16 protein-coding genes are annotated in these 20211 nt (G+C 59.2%); 6 read left to right on the top strand and 10 right to left on the bottom strand.

Annotation, left to right across the window (positions count from 1 at the left end; translation table 11 throughout):
• The first annotated feature begins 43 nt into the window (after window positions 1–43).
• The gene (locus tag AC1DCP_RS02645; RefSeq protein ID WP_476774122.1) at window positions 44–1417 is read left to right on the top strand and encodes a glutamate--cysteine ligase; all 1374 of its coding nucleotides are present in this window, start codon (window positions 44–46) and stop codon (window positions 1415–1417) included.
• Between the two features lie 207 nt (window positions 1418–1624).
• Here the strand turns inward: AC1DCP_RS02645 and AC1DCP_RS02640 are convergent, their stop codons facing one another.
• Window positions 1625–1918 (bottom strand): YjiS-like domain-containing protein, encoded by a 294-nt coding sequence (locus AC1DCP_RS02640; RefSeq protein WP_003515205.1) that lies wholly within the window; start codon window positions 1916–1918, stop codon window positions 1625–1627.
• A gap of 204 nt (window positions 1919–2122) precedes the next feature.
• Between AC1DCP_RS02640 and AC1DCP_RS02635 the strand changes: the two genes are divergently transcribed.
• Window positions 2123–3073, top strand: coding sequence for a LysR substrate-binding domain-containing protein (locus tag AC1DCP_RS02635; RefSeq protein WP_112153181.1), 951 nt, complete (start codon window positions 2123–2125; stop codon window positions 3071–3073).
• 80 nt (window positions 3074–3153) lie between these two features.
• Here AC1DCP_RS02635 and AC1DCP_RS02630 read toward each other — a convergent pair whose 3' ends face one another.
• Entirely contained in the window at window positions 3154–5592 is a 2439-nt protein-coding gene (locus AC1DCP_RS02630; RefSeq protein ID WP_476774121.1) for a DUF1217 domain-containing protein, read from the bottom strand.
• 366 nt (window positions 5593–5958) lie between these two features.
• Here AC1DCP_RS02630 and AC1DCP_RS02625 point away from each other — a divergent pair, with 366 nt between their 5' ends.
• Complete coding sequence (locus AC1DCP_RS02625; protein WP_003515202.1) at window positions 5959–6525, top strand: DUF6101 family protein; 567 nt, start codon at window positions 5959–5961, stop codon at window positions 6523–6525.
• A gap of 78 nt (window positions 6526–6603) precedes the next feature.
• On the opposite strand, the gene ubiA is transcribed toward AC1DCP_RS02625, so the two are convergent.
• The 4 genes from ubiA to AC1DCP_RS02605 form a co-directional block, all read right to left on the bottom strand.
• Window positions 6604–7557 carry a 4-hydroxybenzoate octaprenyltransferase gene (gene ubiA / locus AC1DCP_RS02620; protein ID WP_003515201.1) on the bottom strand — a complete coding sequence of 318 codons (954 nt, stop codon included), beginning with the start codon at window positions 7555–7557 and terminating at the stop codon, window positions 6604–6606.
• A gap of 120 nt (window positions 7558–7677) precedes the next feature.
• The gene (locus tag AC1DCP_RS02615) at window positions 7678–8478 is read right to left on the bottom strand and encodes a MipA/OmpV family protein (RefSeq protein WP_003515199.1); all 801 of its coding nucleotides are present in this window, start codon (window positions 8476–8478) and stop codon (window positions 7678–7680) included.
• Between the two features lie 233 nt (window positions 8479–8711).
• On the bottom strand, window positions 8712–9968 hold the full coding sequence (locus tag AC1DCP_RS02610; protein ID WP_003515197.1) for an SAM-dependent methyltransferase: 1257 nt from the start codon (window positions 9966–9968) through the stop codon (window positions 8712–8714).
• Between the two features lie 167 nt (window positions 9969–10135).
• Complete coding sequence (locus tag AC1DCP_RS02605; protein ID WP_065688325.1) at window positions 10136–12460, bottom strand: Tex family protein; 2325 nt, start codon at window positions 12458–12460, stop codon at window positions 10136–10138.
• 201 nt (window positions 12461–12661) lie between these two features.
• On the opposite strand from AC1DCP_RS02605, the gene purD reads away from it, so the two are divergent.
• The 3 genes from purD (at window position 12662) to AC1DCP_RS02590 (ending at window position 16754) form a co-directional block, all read left to right on the top strand.
• Window positions 12662–13933 (top strand): phosphoribosylamine--glycine ligase, encoded by a 1272-nt coding sequence (purD, locus tag AC1DCP_RS02600; protein ID WP_065661341.1) that lies wholly within the window; start codon window positions 12662–12664, stop codon window positions 13931–13933.
• Between the two features lie 157 nt (window positions 13934–14090).
• A complete protein-coding gene (locus tag AC1DCP_RS02595) occupies window positions 14091–14603 on the top strand; it encodes a plant virulence effector HPE1-like domain-containing protein (RefSeq protein WP_013635527.1) in 513 nt (170 codons plus the stop codon).
• Window positions 14604–14930: 327 nt separating this feature from the next.
• Window positions 14931–16754 carry a methyl-accepting chemotaxis protein gene (locus AC1DCP_RS02590; protein WP_065688326.1) on the top strand — a complete coding sequence of 608 codons (1824 nt, stop codon included), beginning with the start codon at window positions 14931–14933 and terminating at the stop codon, window positions 16752–16754.
• Between the two features lie 59 nt (window positions 16755–16813).
• Here AC1DCP_RS02590 and AC1DCP_RS02585 read toward each other — a convergent pair whose 3' ends face one another.
• Genes AC1DCP_RS02585 through glyS form a run of 4 tightly spaced genes read right to left on the bottom strand, consistent with a single transcriptional unit; the run spans window position 16814 to window position 20154 of the window.
• Window positions 16814–17299: a 2-thiouracil desulfurase family protein gene (locus AC1DCP_RS02585; protein WP_065688327.1), complete on the bottom strand. Its 486-nt coding sequence runs from the start codon at window positions 17297–17299 to the stop codon at window positions 16814–16816.
• On the bottom strand, window positions 17299–17613 hold the full coding sequence (locus AC1DCP_RS02580; protein ID WP_003515190.1) for a helix-turn-helix domain-containing transcriptional regulator: 315 nt from the start codon (window positions 17611–17613) through the stop codon (window positions 17299–17301). Before AC1DCP_RS02580 ends, AC1DCP_RS02585 begins: the two co-directional genes overlap by 1 nt.
• Before the next feature lies 1 nt (window position 17614).
• Window positions 17615–17959 (bottom strand): type II toxin-antitoxin system RelE/ParE family toxin, encoded by a 345-nt coding sequence (locus AC1DCP_RS02575; RefSeq protein WP_025592539.1) that lies wholly within the window; start codon window positions 17957–17959, stop codon window positions 17615–17617.
• A gap of 41 nt (window positions 17960–18000) precedes the next feature.
• The gene (glyS, locus tag AC1DCP_RS02570; RefSeq protein WP_112153179.1) at window positions 18001–20154 is read right to left on the bottom strand and encodes a glycine--tRNA ligase subunit beta; all 2154 of its coding nucleotides are present in this window, start codon (window positions 20152–20154) and stop codon (window positions 18001–18003) included.
• Window positions 20155–20211: the final 57 nt, after the last annotated feature.

Raw genomic sequence — 20211 nt, 5'->3', positions numbered from 1 at the left:
ACATATGCCTCGCCGCAACAGAGACGTCATAACAAGGTAAGCCATGGCACGCGATACGACCGACCAGACACCCCTCTCCTCCGTCACGGAGCTTACAGATTATCTGGCCGGCGGTTGCAGAGCTGAAGCCGACTTCCGCATTGGCACCGAGCACGAGAAATTCGCCTTTTTCCGCGAGGGCAACCGGCCGGTTCCCTATTTCGGCGAGGCCAGCATTTCCGCTCTGCTGAAGGGCATGCAGGAAAAGCTCGGCTGGGAGCCGATCATGGATGGTGAAAACATCATCGGACTTGGCGAACAGCACGGCATGGGCGCCATATCGATCGAGCCGGGCGGCCAGTTCGAACTGTCAGGTGCCCCGCTCGAGAACCTGCATCAGACCTGCAAGGAATCCAACCAGCATCTGGCGACCCTTCGCGAAGTGGCGGAGCCGATGGGCATCCGTTTTCTCGGTATAGGCGGCAGCCCGCTGTGGAGCTATGACGAAACACCGCGCATGCCGAAATCGCGCTACGCGATCATGACGCGCTACATGCCGAAGGTCGGGACCAAGGGTCTCGACATGATGTACCGTACCTGCACCATTCAGGTTAACCTCGACTTCTCTTCCGAAGCGGATATGCGCCAGAAGATGCGCGTTTCCACGAAGCTCCAGTCGCTGGCAACCGCATTGTTTGCTTCCTCGCCCTTTACCGAAGGCAAGCCGAACGGCCTGCTTTCCTGGCGCGGCGATATCTGGCGCGATACCGACAATCGCCGCTCCGGCGTACTGCCCTTCACCTTCAATGACGATTTCGGCTTCAAGGATTATGTCGAATGGGCGCTGGATGTGCCGATGTATTTCATCGTGCGCGACGGCAAGTATCACGATTGCACCCATGTCACCTTCCGCCAGTTCATGAACGGGGCGTTAAAGGGTGAAATCGCTGAATGGGAACCGACCATGGGTGACTGGACGAACCATCTCTCCACGCTGTTCCCCGATGTGCGCCTGAAGCGCTTTCTGGAAATGCGTGGTGCCGATGGCGGCCCATGGAGACGCATCTGTGCCCTGCCCGCTTTCTGGGTCGGCCTTCTCTATAATCAGGAAGCGCTTGACGCAGCCGATGCGCTGACAGCCGACTGGAGTTTCGATGAGGTCATCGCCCTTCGCAATACCGTGCCGGCCAAGGGGTTGGCCGCGGAGATCGCCGGCAAGCCGCTTCTCGGTTTCGCCCGCGAGGTGCTCGACATTTCCCGCACCGGCCTCAAGAACCGCAACCGGCTGAACGGCGAAGGCCAGGACGAAACCGTGTTCCTGTCCTCGCTGGACGAGGTTCTCGCCAAGAAGACCACGCTCGCCGAAGACCTGCTTGCGCTCTATAACGGCCGCTGGGGTGGATCGGTGCTGCCAGTATTCGATGAATATCAGTATTAAAACATTCCGCTGACACTGCGCAGCGGCTTTACGTCCGGACAATGCGCAAAACAGGCAAGGCGTTGCCATAAAAAAGCCCGGTGCGGCCGAGGGGCCTGACACCGGGCAAAGGCAGGGTTATTGGCAAATCACCCTGCGGGGAAAACCTTATCGGTTCGCAAGCAATCCCGGCGTCTGGAGGTACGCCGGAATTGCACGAACACAAGCCTAGAGCGTCTTGAACCGCGTGACTGAGCGCGTGCGTGCGGCGCGGGTCAGATGGGCGGTCGGATCTTCGAGCAAGCCGGTATTGAGCGCGTTGGTCACATCCGAGCGCGCCAGCCCGATATCGGCGAGCAGGCGATCGTCAAGCTCCGTGAGACCATTTGCGACGATACGATTGTAGATGCGCTGCACAAACGTTTTCACGGTGGAAGCAACACCGAAAGCGATGCGACGCAGGGTGTCGCTCTGCTGGCCGGTTGCGAATTCCAGTTCCATTTTCCGTTCTGCCGTGCGCATAACAATGATCCTTCCGTAACGGCACGATGCGGCACCGCTCCCGACGCACCGTGCGCGGGAAGCTGCCTTGGGTTGGGGGCCTGACGATGTGCCCGCCCCGGGGTTGAGATTGATTTGCTGGGTGTCAAAATGTCGCAAGACTATTGATCAGTCCAACGAATGTTTCTAATGTGAGACATCAATCATTCTGATGGATGAGTATCAATGTCCGCACCTCTCGACATAGACCAGCTGCACACCTTCATCGCCATTGTCGATACCGGCAGCTTTACCAAGGCCGCTGAGCGCGTTTTCAAGACGCAATCCGCCGTATCCATGCAGATGCGGCGACTTGAGGAGCGGATCGGCAAACAGCTCTTTGCAAAGGACGGGCGCGGCAACCGCCTGACGGCCGAGGGCGAGAAACTGATGAATTATGCCCGCCGCATCATTCGCCTTAACAACGAGGCGATTGCGGCCTTCGATGACAACAGGCTCGAGGGCACGTTGCGCATCGGCACCCCGGACGACTATGCCGACCGCTACATGCCAGAGATCATCGGGCGTTTCGCCAAGACGCATCCGAATGTAGAGCTTTACATCGTTTGCGAACCTTCGGTGAGCCTTGCCGAAAAAATGGCGCGCGGCGAGCTGGATATAGCACTCGTCACCCACAATCCCCGCGCCCGCTCCTCCGATGTCGTGCGCACCGAGCCACTCTGCTGGGTCACCTCCGCGAACCATCCGCTGAAGGATGATGCGCCAGTGCCGCTGGCTGTCGGCCGGCGCGACTGTCACTGGCGCCAACTTGCCTGCTCGGCGCTCGATGCCGACGGGCGGGATTATCAGGTGCTGTTCACCAGCTGGTCTTCCACCGTGGTTGCCGCCGCCGTGCTGGCAGGCATGGCGGTTTCCGTGCTGCCGGAATCGGCGCTGCGTACCGGCATGAAGGTTTTAACCGGTTCGGACGGTTTCCCACCGCTACCGCCGGTCCAGATCGGCCTGATGAAACGGCCCGGCCTGTCGCCCTCGCTGGTGAACGCCATTACAGACCACATCACCGCCTGCCTCGACAACATCTCTCCGATGAACGTCGCCGATGAGCTGGATAACGATGTGAAGACCTACCCGAAGATGCCGCGCCTGCGCGCCGGGCACATGCTGCCGGGCTGGTGAATGGGCGCGCAAATGCGGGCGTGTGAGACGCCTTAACCGGGTAAGCTCGGCCTTTCCATCGTCCGTCTTCGCGTTGCAACCTACCGCGCACGCAGCGATGCGACAGCCAGCAGCGTGTCGCCGCTGATGCCCACCGAGCCGCTGCCGTTGAACAGCATCATGATCGGGTTGGTGGTGTTCTGCTTGTCGTCGTACATGATGGTAAAACGGGCGATCAGCTTCTTGACCTTATCGGGGTCCTGAAAGTCCTCGATGTCGAAATATTTCTTCATCATCGCCACCTGCGTATCGACCCCGGCATTGCCGAGTTCATCGGGAATGCCAAAGGTGGTCGTGATGAAGTTCTGGATCGCGGTGTCGGCAAGAATGGAGTAATAGGACGTTGTTCCCGCCGCCATTCGCTTGAAATAGAGCGCCAGACGCACGCCCGCATTTTCTTCACCTGCCTGCGTCTCCAGCGTCTGCGTCAGATAATTGTCCAGCGTCTCGTAGAGGCCGCGACGAGTCTGGATGGAGCTTCGATCCTCGCGCAGGATATTACCGTCCGTGTCGAAATTGAACGCGGTGACGAGACGGCGAAAAGCCGGGTCCATCTCCTTGTTGAGATAGCTGTCCTTGTCATCCAGATTGGACGTGAACATTTTTTGTAGCTGGTCCTTGGTGACCTTCGTCGGGTCGATGCCAAGCGATTCCATCGCGAATTTCGTCAGGCGATCATTCCCCAGAAAATCCTTGAGCGTCTTGACCTTCTGTAGCTCCGAACGGAAAAATTCCGCCTCCTTCTTGGCGGCTTCCTTTTCCTGGTCTGTTCCGAAGGCTGATTTCTTCTTGATGTAGTCGACCGACATGCTCTGAATTTCAAGTTCGGACTGCGCAAGAACCGGAGAGCCTGGCGATCCGTCAGACTTGAAGTTGAAGAGTTCCGCGAGTTTGACGTAACGGTCGTCTTTCAGCGCATAAACGTAGCTCTTCTTGTCCAGCAGGTCGCTGGTCAAGGCTCTACGAACGTCCGCAATATTCACCTTCGTCGGATCGAGGCCGACCGCCTTGAGCGCATAGGTGTAAACCGCGCTGCTTTCCAGGAAGTCCGCAACAGATTTGACGTTGGCAATATCGCTCTTGAACAGCTTCAAAGCGTTTTCGTCAGCGGCCTCGTCCTTGTCGTTGTAATGGTTCATGTACCCGTTGGTCGTGGTAACGGTCTGGGTCGTCGTCTGTGGTGCCGTAGCGTCCGGCAGCGTTCCATCCGCCTTGAAATTGAACGCTTCGCGCAATGCGATGTAACGTTTGTCGCCATTGCCGAACTTGGCGATATAGTTGTTGGGATCGCTGAGATCGCTGGTCAAAATGTTCTCGATCGTCGCATTGACTATGGTCAAGTCATTCAGGTCGAATGCGACCTTGATGTAATTCACCAGACGCGGGTCTGCCATTAACTCATCGACGGTCTTGATCGAACCGATCTTCGATTCGAAATAATCCCTGTTCAAGGTGGCAACGGTCGGGGTCACACGCGGGGCACTGCCGACATAGGCCTGGGTAAGGATCTTGACGTTGTCGGCCGTCTGCGCCTGGCCGGCCGCAACGGTACCGTCATTGGCAAATTCGAAAGCCTGGGCCATCTGCGCCATCGTATTATATTGCGAGACGGTATTCGATAGCTGGGTCTGCTCCGCCGTGATGGAGGCAAGGGTCGCCGCCCACTGGTCCTTCGGCGGCAGCACGGCTTCAAGCTGGGTGAGCTGATCCTGCCGGGTGGTTTTCTCTGTTTCAAGGGCGGTTCGCTGTTCGGCGGTCAGCGTGGTATCAGCCAGCGCGGTATCGATGGCCTTTATCCGATCCGTCACATCCCCATGCAATTCGATATTGCCCTTGGTCGTAAGCTTTTCCACGGCAGCGGAATAGGCCGCGCCGAACTTCTGGTTCAGATAGCTGTTCGGGTCATCGATATCGCTCGTCATCAATCCCTTGATGTGGGAATAGCTGTAGGTCTTCTCATCAATGCTGAAGACTTCGAAGATGTAGGCGCGGGTTCTATCGTTCTGAAGCAGCTGGTCCACGTTCGTGACCGTTCCGATGATCGCCTTATAATAACGGGTTTCTTCGGACAGGCTGTCATCGAGATTGGTGATCGAGGTGTCGTAAAGCCCGATCATCTTGTCGAGCTGCGCCTCCGTCTGCACCGTGGTGGTGGACTGCGTGAAGTTGAAGGATGCGGCAAACTCGCGATAACGTTCATCGGTCAGCTTGTTGGCAAAGCTGTTCTGGTCGTTCAGGTCGCTTTCCAGCACCTTCTTCATGAAGGCCTTGGCATAGGTCATCTCGMCGAGACCGAAGGCATCCATGGCATAGGAATAGAGCTGGTAGTTATTGAGGAACTCGTCGACGCTTTTTACATTGCCGATGTTTTCCTTGTAATATTTCGTCTGCCGCTCGACGATCCCCTGCTGCGACACGCGTGAAATGCTTGCCTTCATATCGCGGTTGATGAGGTCGTAGCTCAGAAATGTCGATACCATGCGAATGCCCCATGGAGCACCGCGCATCACGCTGGATACGGCCGGCTCCGGTTTTGAATTCGCCCACCACACCTCCATCCGGACGCACGGCAGGCCTTGGCGCGACTGTGCATGACGCGCCTTGCCCGGAGCTTGAAAGAGCACAGTTTCGGGACTGAGAAAAATCGCATTGTCTCAATCGGCTTTACCTCAGCGAAACCATGCCACGGTGGGTTTTGCTAACCATTTGGGAATGCAAAGTTTTCTTAACCGCGATTTTTAAGCAGTCTCGAACATGCGGCGGATATTCTCCTGACATCAGAGGACGAAAAGTCCCGATGAGAAGACCGGAAACCGGCTCTCAGGTAAAACAAGGGTAGAATAAACATGACCAAGACCGTTCTGAAGCCCGACTGGGCCGTCGCCACACTCAGACTCGACCCGGCACGTTTTCCGCAACAGGTCACCTATGGCAGGGGCAATGGCGCAACCGATGTTGCCGTCACGCTCGATGAACGGGGCGCCGTTCTGCGAAAGGTCCTGTCCTCTTCCGGCCTGCCTTTGTCCTTCGCCCTGCCAGCCCGCGCTTTCAAGGGCGTTGCCGCCCGCGCCATCGACCATGGTGATGGACAGGTGACGGTGACGCTGGAGCTTCACCACGACGATCCGGAACTTTGCGTTCCGCTTCTCGTCGCCCATGATCTTTGCGACATCGCCGCCGACTGGCGCAGCTGGTCCGAGGCCTACCGCATTCCGATGCTGATGGTGGAGGCCGATGGCGTCGCCCGTCCGCTGGAAGAACATCTCGGCAAGGTGCGCACCAAGAACAGCCGCCCCCGTCGCCGGCACTCCTATTTCGCGGATCGTCGCCCGCGCTTCCTCGTGCGCCGCTCCACCGGTTCTCTCGGCATGAGCATGAAGATCGAGGGCAAGGAAATCATCGCTCGCAGCTGATAATCTTCAGACAAAACAATAAAAAGCCCGGCGCGGATATCGCGGCCGGGCTTTTTTGCATCTTGCCTTTCAACAACCTCACGCCAACAGAAGCGGCAGAATGAGACCGGCGAAAATCAGCACGCCGACGCGGTTGTTGGATTTAAACAGCACAAGGCATTGCGCCACGTCGTCGATATCGAGCACCCAGACCTGCCGGAAAAGCATGATGGCGGCGGCGGCAAGGCCGCTATAGGCGATCAGGTTAACGCCCGCTCCCCAGAAGGACAGGGCGATCATGACAAGGGCTGTGCCATAAAGAAAAACCAGCCAGCGATGTGTGTTGTCTCCAAACAGCAGCGCAGTTGAACCGATGCCCACAGCCGTGTCGTCTTCCTTGTCCTGATGGGCGTAGATTGTATCATAACCGATCGTCCAGGCGATGGAGCCGACATAAAGCAGGACAGCAGGCCAGGCGATGGACCCGAACTGCCCGGCCCAGCCCATCAGCGCACCCCAGGAAAAGGCAAGGCCGAGAAAAAATTGCGGCCAGTTGGTGAAGCGCTTGGCGAAGGGATAGATTGCCACGAAGACCAGCGAGAATATGCCGGTGGCAATCGCAAATCCGTTGAACTGCAACAGCACCACGAGTCCGGCGAGCGCCTGCAACACGATGAAGACCTTCGCCTGCGCCCTGCTCACGCGACCAGATGGCAGCGGCCGCGAGCGCGTGCGCGCAACGGCCATGTCGATCTTGTGGTCCGCAAGATCGTTATAGGTGCAGCCTGCACCGCGCATCGCCACCGATCCGATGAAAAACAGCGCCAGATGCCAGATCAGCGTGCCCCAGGAAAAACCGCCGCTTGCTACCGCGGCATTGGCCGCGAGTGCTGCGGACCAGAAACACGGCCACATCAGCAATTGCCAGCCGATGGGGCGGTCCCATCTTGCCAGCTGCGCATAGGGCCAGAGGGGTCTCGGCAAAATCCGATAGACCCAGTTGTTGGATGGTGCGTCGGAGACGCGGTCTGACAAATCGCTGTGGTGAACCATGGGGATGGTTCTACAGCATCGGCAGGCGAATCGGAATCGATTTCAGCACTTGGCCGTAGCCACAAAAAAGCCCCGCAACGCTTTCGCGGCGGGGCTTGGGGTGGGCATATTCGCCTCGCCTCAGGGCAGCGTGAAGCCGAATTTGTAGCTTGCCTGGACGCCGACGACGAACTGGTTCTTGGAGCCGCGCTCACGCACCAGCGAGCTGTCGGCGGCATCGCCCGTCAGGCGGCGATATTCGGCGAAGGAACCAACTTCAGCGGCTTCCGTGACCTTCCAGGTGATGGCGGCGCCGACGCCGGCGGAATGCAGGCCGCCGCCGGGGCTGTAGGGCGATGGCGCGCCGGCCGCTGTCTGCGCGGCGCTTACGCCGTAATAGCGTTCATTGTATTTGCTGCTGACCCATGTGGCGCGCGGGCCGGCGGAAATCTGGATACCGGGGGCGATATCGGTGAAGACGTCGGCCGAGAGGTCGGCGACCACGCCGCTATGGCTGCGGATGCCCTGACGGGCTTCGCCGCGAATACGCAGCCAGTCGGTGGGATAAGCCTCGGCGAAACCGCCAAGCTCGCCGCCGCGCTTGATGCGGGTCATGCCTTTCAGATCGGCCGAATCCTTCTGGTCACGCGGAGACACCAGCTTTCCCGCAAGACCCATGCTGATCGGGCCATTGTCCAGCAGCGAGATCGAGGCGCTGTCGTTGCGCGACGTGAAACGCGCGCCCTGACCCTGACGGCCGAGAGAAATGATGGGCGAAAAGCCGAATTCGTTCTTGTTGTCGCCCTGATATTTCGGCGCAGAAAAACCCGAACCGCCGAGCTTCAAATACCAGTCGCCGGAAAACCAGCCATCGGCATGGGCGTTACCGACGGCAAAAAGCGATAAAACACAAGCGGCGACGGCCGCTGATGGCTTGAACATGAAAATAACCCCAGGAAACGCAATACAAACAGGTAAGCGTAGAATTAGAGGGATTCCGTTTCCATTCCATTAACCAGCGCGAGAAGGCGGCGATTAGCTCTTCCGTCATTCCGGCCCTGAGCCGGAATTCAGCCGTCGCACGTCTGCGCGGCAGGAAGCCTTCTTTCAGCCCGAGGACTTGGGCCGACTGGAGGCCGGATCAGGTCCGGCATACGGCGGAGAATGCGCAAGCCTTAGAACATAACCTTCTCAAGCGGCGGCCGCGTCTTTTCGAACTCCAGCAGCTTTTCCTCGTTGCGGGCAATGTAATCGCGATTATGCGGAACGGCGTCGCGATCCTTGGCGAGCTGGATCTGGAAAATATGGAAATTTTCGTGGGTAAAGGCCATTTCGGACCCCGCCAGATAAAATTCCCACATGCGGAAGAAACGTTCGTCATAAAGTGCTACCGCCTCTGCCTTGCGCGCCACGAAACGTTCGCGCCAGTGCCGCAGCGTATGCGCATAATGCATGGGCAGGATTTCGATATCCTTCACCAGCAGCCCCGACTTCTGGATGGCCGGCAGCACCTCGGCAAGCGAGGGGATGTAACCACCGGGGAAAATATATTTTTCGATGAAGGGATTGGTTGCAAGTGCCGGACTGGGCTGGCCGATGGAGTGCAGCACCATTACGCCCTTGTCGTCCAGAACCTCCGCCACTTTGTCGAAATAATCGCGGTAATGGGTCGGCCCGACATGTTCGAACATGCCGACCGAGACGATACGGTCGAATTTCTTCGAGGCAGGCAGGTAACGGTAGTCCTGCAATTCGAAACGAACATTGCCGGCAAGCCCACGTTTTGCTGCACGGTCGCGGGAAACGCGCAGTTGCTCCTCGCTGAGCGTGATGCCGGTCACATCGGCACCCGCACTTTCGGCAATATACATCGCCATGCCGCCCCAGCCGGACCCGATCTCCAGTACGCTCTGGCCCGGCTCCGTCATCAGCTTGGCGGCGATGTGCCGCTTCTTGGCGACCTGCGCCTCATAAAGGCTGATGCCCGGCGGATTGAAATAGGCGCAGGAATATTGCCAGTCCTCATCAAGGAAGATGTCGAACAGCTTGGCGCTCAGATCGTAGTGATGGGCGACGTTGCTCTTGTTGTGGTTTACCGGCAGATGCATCCTGATGCGGGCGGCGATGATGCGGGCCATACCACGCCACACCATGCCGAAGGACAGCGCCTCGCTTAGCGTGTTGCTTTTAACCAGCGCCAGAAAGTCGTAGATGTCGCCCTCGACGACCTGCATACGGCCTTCCATATAAATTTCGGCGAGTTTCAGCGCAGGATCGGCAGCGATCTCCTGCATGGCAGCTTCGTCGGTGAAATTCAGAACCACCCTTGTTCCGGTACCGTTACCAAATGTACGGCTACCACCCGGGCTATTGACGACAAGATTACCGTTCTTGATTATCTTTTCGAGAAGAACATGCAGAGACGACGCCATGGCACCCCCAATTGCTAAGTCTCACTTATCAATTTTTCTGACCGTATTCCTTTCAGCACAAGTTTCAAGATAGTCTTATTTCAAAAAAATTGAACGATTTCATCAAGCAAAAAGCCCCACCGGGGTTTCCGGCAGGGCTTTTCCATAGAAATCATTTCAACCGGAGGTCAGCGTCGCTTCATCGCTTCGGCCAGAGCCGCAGCAAGAGCACCACCGGATTGCGACCCTTCGTTGTGTCCCTGCGGTTTGGAATTCGCGTGGCGCATGGCGCCCGCATTGCCCTTTTCGCGCATTGGCTGGGGTGCCGCCTCGCCGCCGTCCTTGCGCATGGTGAGGGCAATACGCTTGCGCTTCACATCCACTTCCACGACACGGACCTTGACGACATCACCCGCTTTCACGACCTCATGCGGGTCTTTCACGAAACGGTCGGCCAGCTGCGAGACATGCACGAGCCCGTCCTGATGCACACCGATATCCACGAAAGCGCCGAAGGCGGCGACATTGGTGACGGTACCTTCCAGCAACATGCCCGGTTTCAGATCGGTGATCTCGTCCACGCCGTCAGCAAAGGTCGCCGTCTTGAAGCTTGGGCGCGGGTCTCGGCCGGGCTTTTCCAGTTCGGCGATGATGTCCTTTACGGTGGGCAGGCCGAATTGCTCGTCGATGAAGCGCTTCGGATCAAGCCCCTTCAGCGTGGCGCTGTCACCCATCAGCGTGCGCAGGTCGCGACCGCAGGCGGCAACGATCTTTTTCGCAACGCCATAGGCTTCGGGGTGCACGGAGGACGAATCCAGCGGTTCCTTGCCGTTGGGAATACGCAGGAAGCCGGCGCATTGCTCGAAGGTGCGCTGGCCAAGGCGCGGCACCTTCAACAGCTCCTTGCGGCTGGCAAAGGGGCCGGTCTGGTCGCGGTGTGCGACGATGGCATCGGCAATCGAAGCACCGAGGCCGGAAACGCGCGCCAGAAGCGGCGAGGAGGCGGTATTGAGATCGACACCGACGGCATTCACCGCATCTTCCACGACCGCGTCGAGTGAACGGCTGAGACGGCCCTGATCGACATCGTGCTGATACTGCCCGACGCCGATGGATTTCGGCTCGATCTTCACCAGTTCGGCCAGCGGGTCCTGAAGGCGGCGGGCGATGGACACCGCGCCACGCAGGGACACGTCGAGATTGGGGAATTCCGCCGCCGCCCGTTCCGACGCGGAATAGACCGATGCGCCCGCCTCCGAAACGATGACCTTGGTGGGCTTTGCGCCGGAAGCCGAAGCCGGCATCTGTGTCAGCAGATCGGCGACCAGCTTTTCCGTCTCACGGCTGCCCGTGCCGTTGCCGATGGCGATCAGCTCGACATTGTGCTTGCGGATGAGCATGGCGAGTTCCGCCTGCGCGCCGCGCACGTCGTTCCTCGGCTGGAAGGGATAGACCGTCGTGGTGTCGAGCAGCTTGCCGGTGCCATCCACCACGGCCACCTTGACGCCGGTGCGGATGCCCGGATCGAGCCCCATGGTGGCGCGTGAGCCCGCCGGTGCGGCCAGCAGCAAATCCTTGAGATTGCGGGCGAAAACATTGATCGCCTCTTCTTCCGCACGTTCGCGCAATTCGCGCATGAGATCGAGCGAAAGCGACATGGAGAGCTTCACCCGCCAGGTCCAGCCTGCCACTTCCATCAACCATTGATCAGCGGGGCCGGCATTGCGGATATCGAAGGCGGCCGCGACGGTACGCTGCGCGGGTTTGACCGGAGAGGGATCATCCGCATCGACATCGATGGTCAGCGTCAGAATTTCCTCGTTCCAGCCGCGCAGCATGGCCAGCGCGCGGTGTCCCGGCACCGTCGCCCAGCGCTCGAAATGATCGAAATAATCGGAGAATTTTTCGCCTGCCGCCTGCTTGCCGTCGACCACCTTGGCGCGGAAAATGGCGTTCTGGCGCATATAGTCGCGCAGGCGTCCAAGAAGATCGGCGTTTTCCGTCATGGTTTCCGCCACGATGTCACGCGCGCCTTCAAGCGCTGCCTTCGCATCCGCCACCTCGCCCTGCACATAGGCTTCGCCAAGCTTTGCCGGATCGGCTGCGCGGTTTGCCCAGATCGCTTCGGCCAGCGGACCGAGACCGCGCTCGCGGGCGATTTCGGCGCGGGTGCGGCGCTTCGGCTTGTAGGGCAGATAAAGGTCTTCCAGCTCCGCCTTGGTGCCCGCCTGCATGATCTTGACCATCAGGGCGTCCGTCATCTTGCCTTGACCGTTGATGGTATCAACAATGGAGGCGCGGCGCGCATTGAGTTCACGCAGATAGACGAGGCGTTCGGCAAGCGTTCGAAGCTGGGTATCATCCAGCCCTCCTGTCGCTTCCTTGCGGTAACGGGCGATGAAGGGCACGGTCGCTCCCTCGTCCAGCAACGCCACTGCCGCCTTCACCTGATCGGCGCGGGCGTTGATTTCGGAGGCGATGAGCGTGGCGAGGCGGGCATTATCTGCGGTCATGGGGTTCTCTGATGTCACATCTGGAGCGGCGAACATAATGTCTGATTGTGGCGTGACAACAAGAGGCGGCAACGATTCCACAGGAAAGGCTGAGTTCGAGGGAAAGACGGGCATTTGCGGCGCTTTCTCCTTGACCTTTCGCCCCCCTGCCCTTAACGCCCCTCAAACAAGGTTAAAGGCGAATTTGCAGGGGTGTTGACCATGAAAGTTCTGTTGATCGGTTCCGGCGGACGCGAACATGCGCTGGCGTGGAAAATCGCCCAGTCTCCCCTGCTCGATGAACTTTATGCCGCTCCCGGCAATCCCGGCATAGCCGACCATGCGACACTCGTTTCGCTTGACGTGGAAGACCACGCCGCCGTTATCGCCTTTGCCAGGGAAAAGGCGATCGACTTCGTCGTCGTCGGACCGGAAGCGCCGCTGGTTGCCGGTCTGGCAGATGATCTGCGTGCGGCTGGTATTGCCACCTTCGGGCCTTCGAAAGCAGCCGCTCAGCTTGAGGGTTCCAAGGGGTTCACTAAGGATCTATGCGCCCGTTACGATATTCCAACCGGGGCTTACCAGCGTTTCAAGACCGCCGAACCGGCAAAGCAATATGTCCGTGAACAGGGCGCACCCATCGTCATCAAGGCCGACGGGCTTGCCGCCGGCAAGGGCGTAACGGTTGCCATGAGCGAGGCGGAAGCGCTTGCCGCCATCGACGACTGTTTCGACGGCGCTTTTGGCGCTGCCGGCGCCGAGGTTGTGGTGGAAGCTTTCCTCGACGGTGAGGAAGCCAGTTTCTTCTGCCTTTCCGATGGCAAAACCGCGCTGGCGTTGGCAACAGCCCAGGACCACAAGCGCGTGGGTGATGGCGACACCGGCCCCAACACCGGCGGCATGGGCGCCTATTCCCCCGCCCCGGTGATGACACCAGCCATGGTGGAGCGCACCATGAAAGAAATCATCGAACCGACGATTTCTGGCATGGCGAAAGACGGCAATCCCTTCTCCGGCGTATTTTTCGCCGGTCTGATGATCACCGCCAAAGGCCCCGAGCTGATCGAATACAATGTGCGTTTCGGCGATCCGGAATGTCAGGTGCTGATGATGCGCCTCAAGAGCGACCTGCTGCCGATCCTCTACGCCACTGCTACCGGCACGCTGGACAAGGTAAAAGCGGAATGGCGCGACGATGCGGCGCTGACGGTTGTTCTAGCTTCCAAGGGTTACCCCGGTGCCTACGACAAGAACACGCCCATCGCCCATATTCCCGATGCCAGCGAAGAGGCAAAGGTGTTCCATGCCGGGACGGCGCTGAAGGACGGCAGACTGGTGGCGACGGGCGGACGCGTGCTGAACGTCACCGCCTTTGGCAAGAACGTGACGGAAGCGCAGGCGCGCGCCTATGCGCTGGCGGCCAAGGTGGAATGGGAAAACGGCTTCTGCCGTCGCGATATCGGCTGGCAGGCCGTGGCGCGCGAAAAAGTCTGACCATTCAAGGCATACAGCGGCCCGAGCGCAGATTTCGCTCAATTTTTACCAAGTTTGCTGACCTGATGGAAACGAAAGACCGATAATATCTGCCGAACATTGAAGGGCGCATTCTGTCTCGATCGTGAGGCTGCGCCGTCATTTCGGGGGTTTTTCGATGCGTCGTCTTCTTTTGACAGCGGTTGTCGCGCTGACCGGCGGGTCTGCGATGGCGTCTTCCATCGAATATGTAAACGGCACCCACACCAGCAATGGCAGCTTCGTTCGTCTCGACTGCGCCCGCTGCCAGCCCGTGAAGGACAACCCTGCCCCCGAGGGCTTTGCCATCCCCTCCATCGAGCCGGGCACGCAGCACACGGAAATGCGTGAAATCGAGGGTAAGCGCACGCTGGTGCGCACCGAGGCCTGGCTTGGCGGCGCGCCCGTCACCTTCGTCAGCACCAATCCCGCTTGGATGCCGCAGGAAACCCCCGGCACCGCAATTGCCACCTATGATGAGGGTGAAGCTGGCACTCCCCCCCAGGAAACGGCAGCCACGCCAGCAGGCATAGACATGACCGCGACCACGGCAGCGACGAAGACAATTTCGGCGGCCAATGCCACGGCACCGTCAAGCGCATCAGCAATGGCGGCACCCGATTTCCAGGATTTCAAATTGCGCGGCAATTGACCGACAGTGTCGGCGGMGTCTTTGATGACAAAAGTCAAATAATCGCGTCATCGCTGCATTTTTCGAAGTGCACGGCAACCATCCGGTGAATAATAAATTATGCATCCATTATTCTGCCAAGCACGCTCATAAAGCTTTTGCTAATTAAATATTTATTCAAATTTTTTGCCGCTAAGTGACCTCATAGTGCGATGCAGCACGACATGAGGGCTTGGAGCGGACTTTCGCTTTCAGGCTGATCACAGCGCATCAGGCGCCTTCCCATTTTCGAAACTTCGGCAGCGCGCGGCTTTTTCCGGCTCGCGACGCAAAAGCTTGTGAGCGCCCATGAAGAATCTTTCCATTTCCCGTCAGCTGATCGTGCTCGTGGTGGCCCTTATGGCCGCCTTCGCAGCAGCAACGTTTTACCAGCTGAAATCTGCCACCGACGCGATCTATGAAGAACGCTACGGCATGCTGCGGACACAGGTGCAATCCGCCATTTCCATCCTGCAATCCTTCCACGACAAGGAAAAGGCCGGGACGCTTTCACACGAAGACGCCATGAAGCAGGCCTTCGCCACCGTCAGCGCCATGCGGTTCACCCCAGATGGCTATCTGTTCGGTTACGACTACGACGTGACGATGAAATTCCATCCCGACGCGAAGCGTGTCGGCGAGAACTACAAGGGCAAGCCGGACAGCAAGGGCTTCCAGTATCGTGACGAGCTCGTACGGCTTGGCCGCAACGGCGGCGGCCAGACGGATTTCTACGGTCCGAAGCCCGGCATGGAAGGCAATGACTACGCCAAAAGCTCCTACGCCCTTGCTTTTGAGCCCTGGCAGGTGGTGGTCGTGACCGGCGTTTACATCGATGATCTGAATGCCCAGGTTCGTGGCGAGGTGATGAGGGCGCTGTCCATCGGTGCCGCCATCTTCGTGCTGGCACTTGCCGCCGCCTTCTACGTTATCCGGGGGATCTCGAAGCCGCTCGGCGACATTCACAGGGCGCTCGGTGAAGTCGCCAATGAGAACGTCTCGCTCACCATACCCCATACCGGGCTGACCAACGAAGTGGGCATGATGGCGAAGGCCACGGCCTCGCTTCAGGACAAGGTGCGGGAGCGCCACGCCATGCAGCGCCGAGAGGAAGAACAGCAGCAGCAGCTCAACGCCGAGCGCCAGAACAACCTCGACATGCAGCGCGACGAGGCCGCATTGCAGGCGCGTGTCGTCACCACCATTGGCGAGGCGCTGGAAAAACTCGCCGGCGGTGATCTGACCGTGCGTTGCGCCGATCTCGGCAACCGTTACGCCGCGCTGCGCGACAATTTCAACGAGGCATTGACCCATCTAGACGCCGCCATGGCCAAGGTGAATTCCAAGAGCATCGATATCGGCGGCTCGAAGGAAGAAATCCGCAAGGCCTCCAACGAGCTTTCGCAGCGCACCGAACGGCAGGCGGCAAATCTCGAGGAAACCTCTGCCGCGCTCGACGAGTTGACGGTTGCGGTACGCCAGACGGCTGAAGGTGCAGCCGACGCCGCCAAACGCGTCACGACAGTCAGTTCCGAAGCGATGCGCAGCGACCGGGTGGTGGAAGAAGCGATTGCGGCGATGAGCGGCATCGAACAATCTTCCGATCAGATTTCGAACATCATCGGCGTGATCGACGATATCGCTTTCCAGACCAATCTTCTGGCACTGAATGCGGGCGTGGAAGCGGCGCGTGCCGGGGAAGCGGGCAAGGGCTTTGCCGTGGTGGCACAGGAAGTGCGCGAACTGGCGCAGAAATCTGCCGCCGCCGCCAAGGAGATCAAGGACCAGATCGCCCGCTCTTCCAACCAGGTGGAAAACGGCGTGCGTCTTGTCGGCGAAGCCGGTGACGCGCTGAAACGCATCTCGGACCAGATCAAATCCGCCAACGAGATCGTCGGCAAGATCGCCCATTCGGCGGCCGAACAGGACACGACGCTGCGCTCTATCTCTACATCGCTCAACCAGCTCGACGTCGCCACCCAGCACAATGCGGCGATGGCGGAAGAGACCACGGCTTCGGCGGAAGCGCTGGCCGTCGATACCGAAGAGCTGCTGAACCTCATCCGCGGCTTCCGCGTCTCCTCCGGCAACCAACTCCACGGCTTGGCAGAGCAGATGCGCATGGCGGGGTGATAGACGCTGAGGTGTTGGATAAACGAAAACGCCGGAGGGAACTCCGGCTTTTTTTTGTTTCAACGTGTCGAAGTATCCAGCCGGTCGATATCGACAGGCGAAAAGACCGTAATTCCCGCTCTTTCAAGCAGTGCCGCCGTCACGCCATTGCCCGCATGTTTGATGCCGGAGAACGAGCCGTCATAGATTGCGACCGATCCGCAGGACGGACTGCCGTCGATCAATAGCGCGTGCGTGCAGCCATTGGCTTCCGCGAGGGCCAACGCCTTTTCCGCACCGGCAATAAATTCCGCCGTGACATCGCCGCCGGTTACTTCCAGCACCCGGGCGCGGCCTTCCAGCACATCGAGACCGGAAGCTCCCTTCTCGATCTCTGCCGGCGGGCGCGGCACGGACATACCGCCCGCCATTTCCGGACAGATCGCCACCAGCCTGCCTTCATCCCGCCAGCGGTCTATCGCCGGGTGGACGAGAGGTTTGCCCTTGCCGTCATAGCGGACCGCCTGGCCGAGGAGACAGGCGCTGATTAGGATTTTGGTGATCATCAGGCCGCTGCGACAGCGAGATGTATACCCGAGTTCTTCTGAAGCGCTTGAATGACACTAAACAGATTATCGGCCCGGGGATTTCCCTTCGGGCCGAACATGCGCATCAGGCTTTTCGCAGGCACATCCACGTGTTTGGATAAAGTCTCGAAACCGATCGTGGCGTTGATGAAATCTCGCAATACCGACTTGCCGGTTTCGACATCTCCCTCCAGCAACAGTTCCACAGCATCCGACAAGAGAGCCGCCCGGAAGGCTGGGTCTTTTTCCGCCCTCGCCTTGACTGTCTGTTTGAATTCCCGCGTTAGCGCCATGTCACTCACCCGTCCCGGCACCCTTTCGGGCGCCCTTTCTGGATTTATAATCCTGCCAGAAGGCCTTGGCCGCTTCGATGTCGTTCTGCTGCCGGGCCTTGGTTCCGCCAATCAGCAGGATCACCAGCTCATCGCCGTCACGACCGAAATAGACACGATATCCGGGACCATAATCGATCCGGTATTCGAGAACACCGGAGCCAACGGATTTTACGTTGGAGAGATTGCCCTGCCCCATCCGGGTCACGGCAATCGTTACCTTCGACGCGGCAAGCGCCTCGATCTTTACGAACCATCGCCCAAATGGGCTCGATCCGTTCGGGTCCAGATATTCAACGACCTTCATGGGCCAATGGTAACATAAACATTACCATTGGCAAGCCTGTCTCAGCCGGTAATCTTCGAGAAATCCGCAACCGTTCCGGTGGCTTCACGAATGGCCTTCAACAGCGCCAGACGGTTTGCGCGGATGGCCGCGTCCTCATCGTTGACGAGAACATCCTCGAAAAACTTGTCGACGGGCGCGCGAAGCGTCGAGAGCGCCTGCATGGCGGAGCGGAAATCTTCCGTCTCGACGGCCTTTGCGGCATCGGCGGAAGCGGTCTTGATCGCCGCGTAAAGCGCCTTTTCGGCGTCGAGCTTCAGCAGTTCTTCTGAAACGCTGTTCGCAACCACGGTGCCCTTCTTTTCCTCTGCGGCCAGAAGCTGGGTGGCGCGCTTTGCACCGGCCAGCAGGTTCCGGCCATCTTCGCCGGTGATGAAGGCGGTCAGCGCCTCGACACGGCGGGCGATCATCAGCAGGTCGTCGGATTCCGGCGTCAGGACGGCGTCGATCAGATCGTAACGGGCGCCGAGGTCGCGCAGATAGACTTTCAGGCGGTCGTGGAAGAAGGAGAGAAGGTCAGTATCCTTCGCGACGCTCAAGAGCGGCAGGCGCACGTTCTTTTCAAGCAGAATACGAACCACGCCCAGCGCCGCACGGCGCAGTGCGAAGGGATCCTTCGAACCGGTAGGCTTTTCATCGATGGCCCAGAAGCCGACGAGCGTGTCGAGTTTGTCGGCGAGAGCAACCGTAATCGCCACCTTGTCGGCTGGCAGGCGGTCGGAGGGACCCTGCGGCTTGTAGTGATCCTCGATCGCCGCGGCGACACTTTCGTTTTCGCCCTGCAAGGTTGCGTATTTTCGGCCCATCAGGCCCTGAAGCTCGGGGAATTCGCCGACGGCTTCGGTGCGCAGGTCGGCTTTCGCCAGCACCACGGCGCGGTCCACCAGAGCAGCATCGGCACCGACGACGGGGGCCAGAGCCTTGGCCAGTTCGCGAATGCGGGCCACACGCTGCCCTTGAGTGCCGAGCTTGGCATGGAAGGTAACGTTCAGCGCATCGAGCTTGGCCATGCGCTGGTCGAGCGGCTTCTTGAGATCGAGGCCAAATTTCGCAGCCGAATCCTTCAGCGTCTCCAGATCAGGCAGATCGCCCTGGTCACGGTTCCAGAAATGGCGGGCATCCGACAGGCGGGCGCGGACGACCTTGCCGTTGCCATGGATGATTTCCTTGCCGCCGTCGCTTGCCTCGATGTTCGAGATGAGGATGAAGCGGTTGGAAAGACCCTCTTCCGCACCCTGATTGCGGGTGACAAAACACTTCTGGTTGGTCTTGATGGTCAGCCGGATGATTTCCGCCGGGATTTGCAGGTAATCCTCCTCGAAAGTGCCCATCAGCACCTGCGGCCATTCAACAAGGCCGGAGACTTCTTCCAGCAGGCCTTCGTCTTCCACCAGCTCAAGGCCGTTGGCAAATGCCAGATCCTTGGCATCGTGCAGGATGATATCCTTGCGGCGGTCGGCATCGAGAATGACCTTCGCCTTTTCAAGGCTCGAGACATAATCCTCGAAACGGCGCACGGTGATCGGACCCGGCGCATGGAAACGGTGGCCATAGGTGACGTTGGCAGCGACGATGCCGTCGATGACAAAGGGAATGACCTGGGTTTCGTCATGTTCGGGGCCGAACAGGCAGACGATGGATTGCAGCGGGCGCACCCAGCGCAGGCTCTCCGAGCCCTTGCCTTCGATGCCGGCATAGCTGGAACCCTTCGGCATGGAGGCCGGGCCGGAGCGCATGGATTTCGGCCAGGGGAAGGAGCGGATGATGCCGGGCATCACCTCGGCGATGATCTCTTCCGCCGGGCGGCCGGGCTTGTTGATGATGGCGATGTAGAAATCGCCTTTCTTCGGATCGGAAACGACCTGAGCCTCGGAGACATCATTAAGGCCAGCGCCGCGCAGAAAGCCCTCAATCGCCTTTTCGTTGGCATCGGTGCGCGGACCCTTCTTTTCCTCACGCACATCGGCGGAGCGGGCGTTGAGGCCCCTAATATCCAGCGTCAGGCGGCGCGGCGTCCAATATTCGCGCGCGCCCTCATAGGTCAGCCCTCTCTCCACCAAGGCGTCAGTGACGAGTTTCTTCAGATCGCCCGCCGCCTTGCGCTGCATGCGTGCGGGGATTTCCTCGGAGCGAAGTTCAAGCAGAAGATCGGGCATGGGATAAGGACTTTAATCTGTTGCAAAAGAGTGTCGCGGACTTAGCAAGACCAGCGG

Source organism: Agrobacterium sp. 10T429 (assembly GCF_056393925.1).
This window is presented reverse-complemented; position numbering and strand designations above follow the sequence as displayed.

Excerpts from the sequence above, each read along its gene's own strand:
- AC1DCP_RS02645 (WP_476774122.1), top strand. The coding sequence starts at position 44 with ATGGCACGCGATACGACCGACCAGACACCCCTCTCCTCCGTCACGGAG.
- AC1DCP_RS02640 (WP_003515205.1), bottom strand. The coding sequence starts at position 1,918 with ATGCGCACGGCAGAACGGAAAATGGAACTGGAATTCGCAACCGGCCAG.
- AC1DCP_RS02635 (WP_112153181.1), top strand. The coding sequence starts at position 2,123 with ATGTCCGCACCTCTCGACATAGACCAGCTGCACACCTTCATCGCCATT.
- AC1DCP_RS02625 (WP_003515202.1), top strand. The coding sequence starts at position 5,959 with ATGACCAAGACCGTTCTGAAGCCCGACTGGGCCGTCGCCACACTCAGA.
- ubiA (WP_003515201.1), bottom strand. The coding sequence starts at position 7,557 with ATGGTTCACCACAGCGATTTGTCAGACCGCGTCTCCGACGCACCATCC.
- AC1DCP_RS02615 (WP_003515199.1), bottom strand. The coding sequence starts at position 8,478 with ATGTTCAAGCCATCAGCGGCCGTCGCCGCTTGTGTTTTATCGCTTTTT.
- AC1DCP_RS02610 (WP_003515197.1), bottom strand. The coding sequence starts at position 9,968 with ATGGCGTCGTCTCTGCATGTTCTTCTCGAAAAGATAATCAAGAACGGT.
- AC1DCP_RS02605 (WP_065688325.1), bottom strand. The coding sequence starts at position 12,460 with ATGACCGCAGATAATGCCCGCCTCGCCACGCTCATCGCCTCCGAAATC.
- purD (WP_065661341.1), top strand. The coding sequence starts at position 12,662 with ATGAAAGTTCTGTTGATCGGTTCCGGCGGACGCGAACATGCGCTGGCG.
- AC1DCP_RS02595 (WP_013635527.1), top strand. The coding sequence starts at position 14,091 with ATGCGTCGTCTTCTTTTGACAGCGGTTGTCGCGCTGACCGGCGGGTCT.
- AC1DCP_RS02590 (WP_065688326.1), top strand. The coding sequence starts at position 14,931 with ATGAAGAATCTTTCCATTTCCCGTCAGCTGATCGTGCTCGTGGTGGCC.
- AC1DCP_RS02585 (WP_065688327.1), bottom strand. The coding sequence starts at position 17,299 with ATGATCACCAAAATCCTAATCAGCGCCTGTCTCCTCGGCCAGGCGGTC.
- AC1DCP_RS02580 (WP_003515190.1), bottom strand. The coding sequence starts at position 17,613 with ATGGCGCTAACGCGGGAATTCAAACAGACAGTCAAGGCGAGGGCGGAA.
- AC1DCP_RS02575 (WP_025592539.1), bottom strand. The coding sequence starts at position 17,959 with ATGAAGGTCGTTGAATATCTGGACCCGAACGGATCGAGCCCATTTGGG.
- glyS (WP_112153179.1), bottom strand. The coding sequence starts at position 20,154 with ATGCCCGATCTTCTGCTTGAACTTCGCTCCGAGGAAATCCCCGCACGC.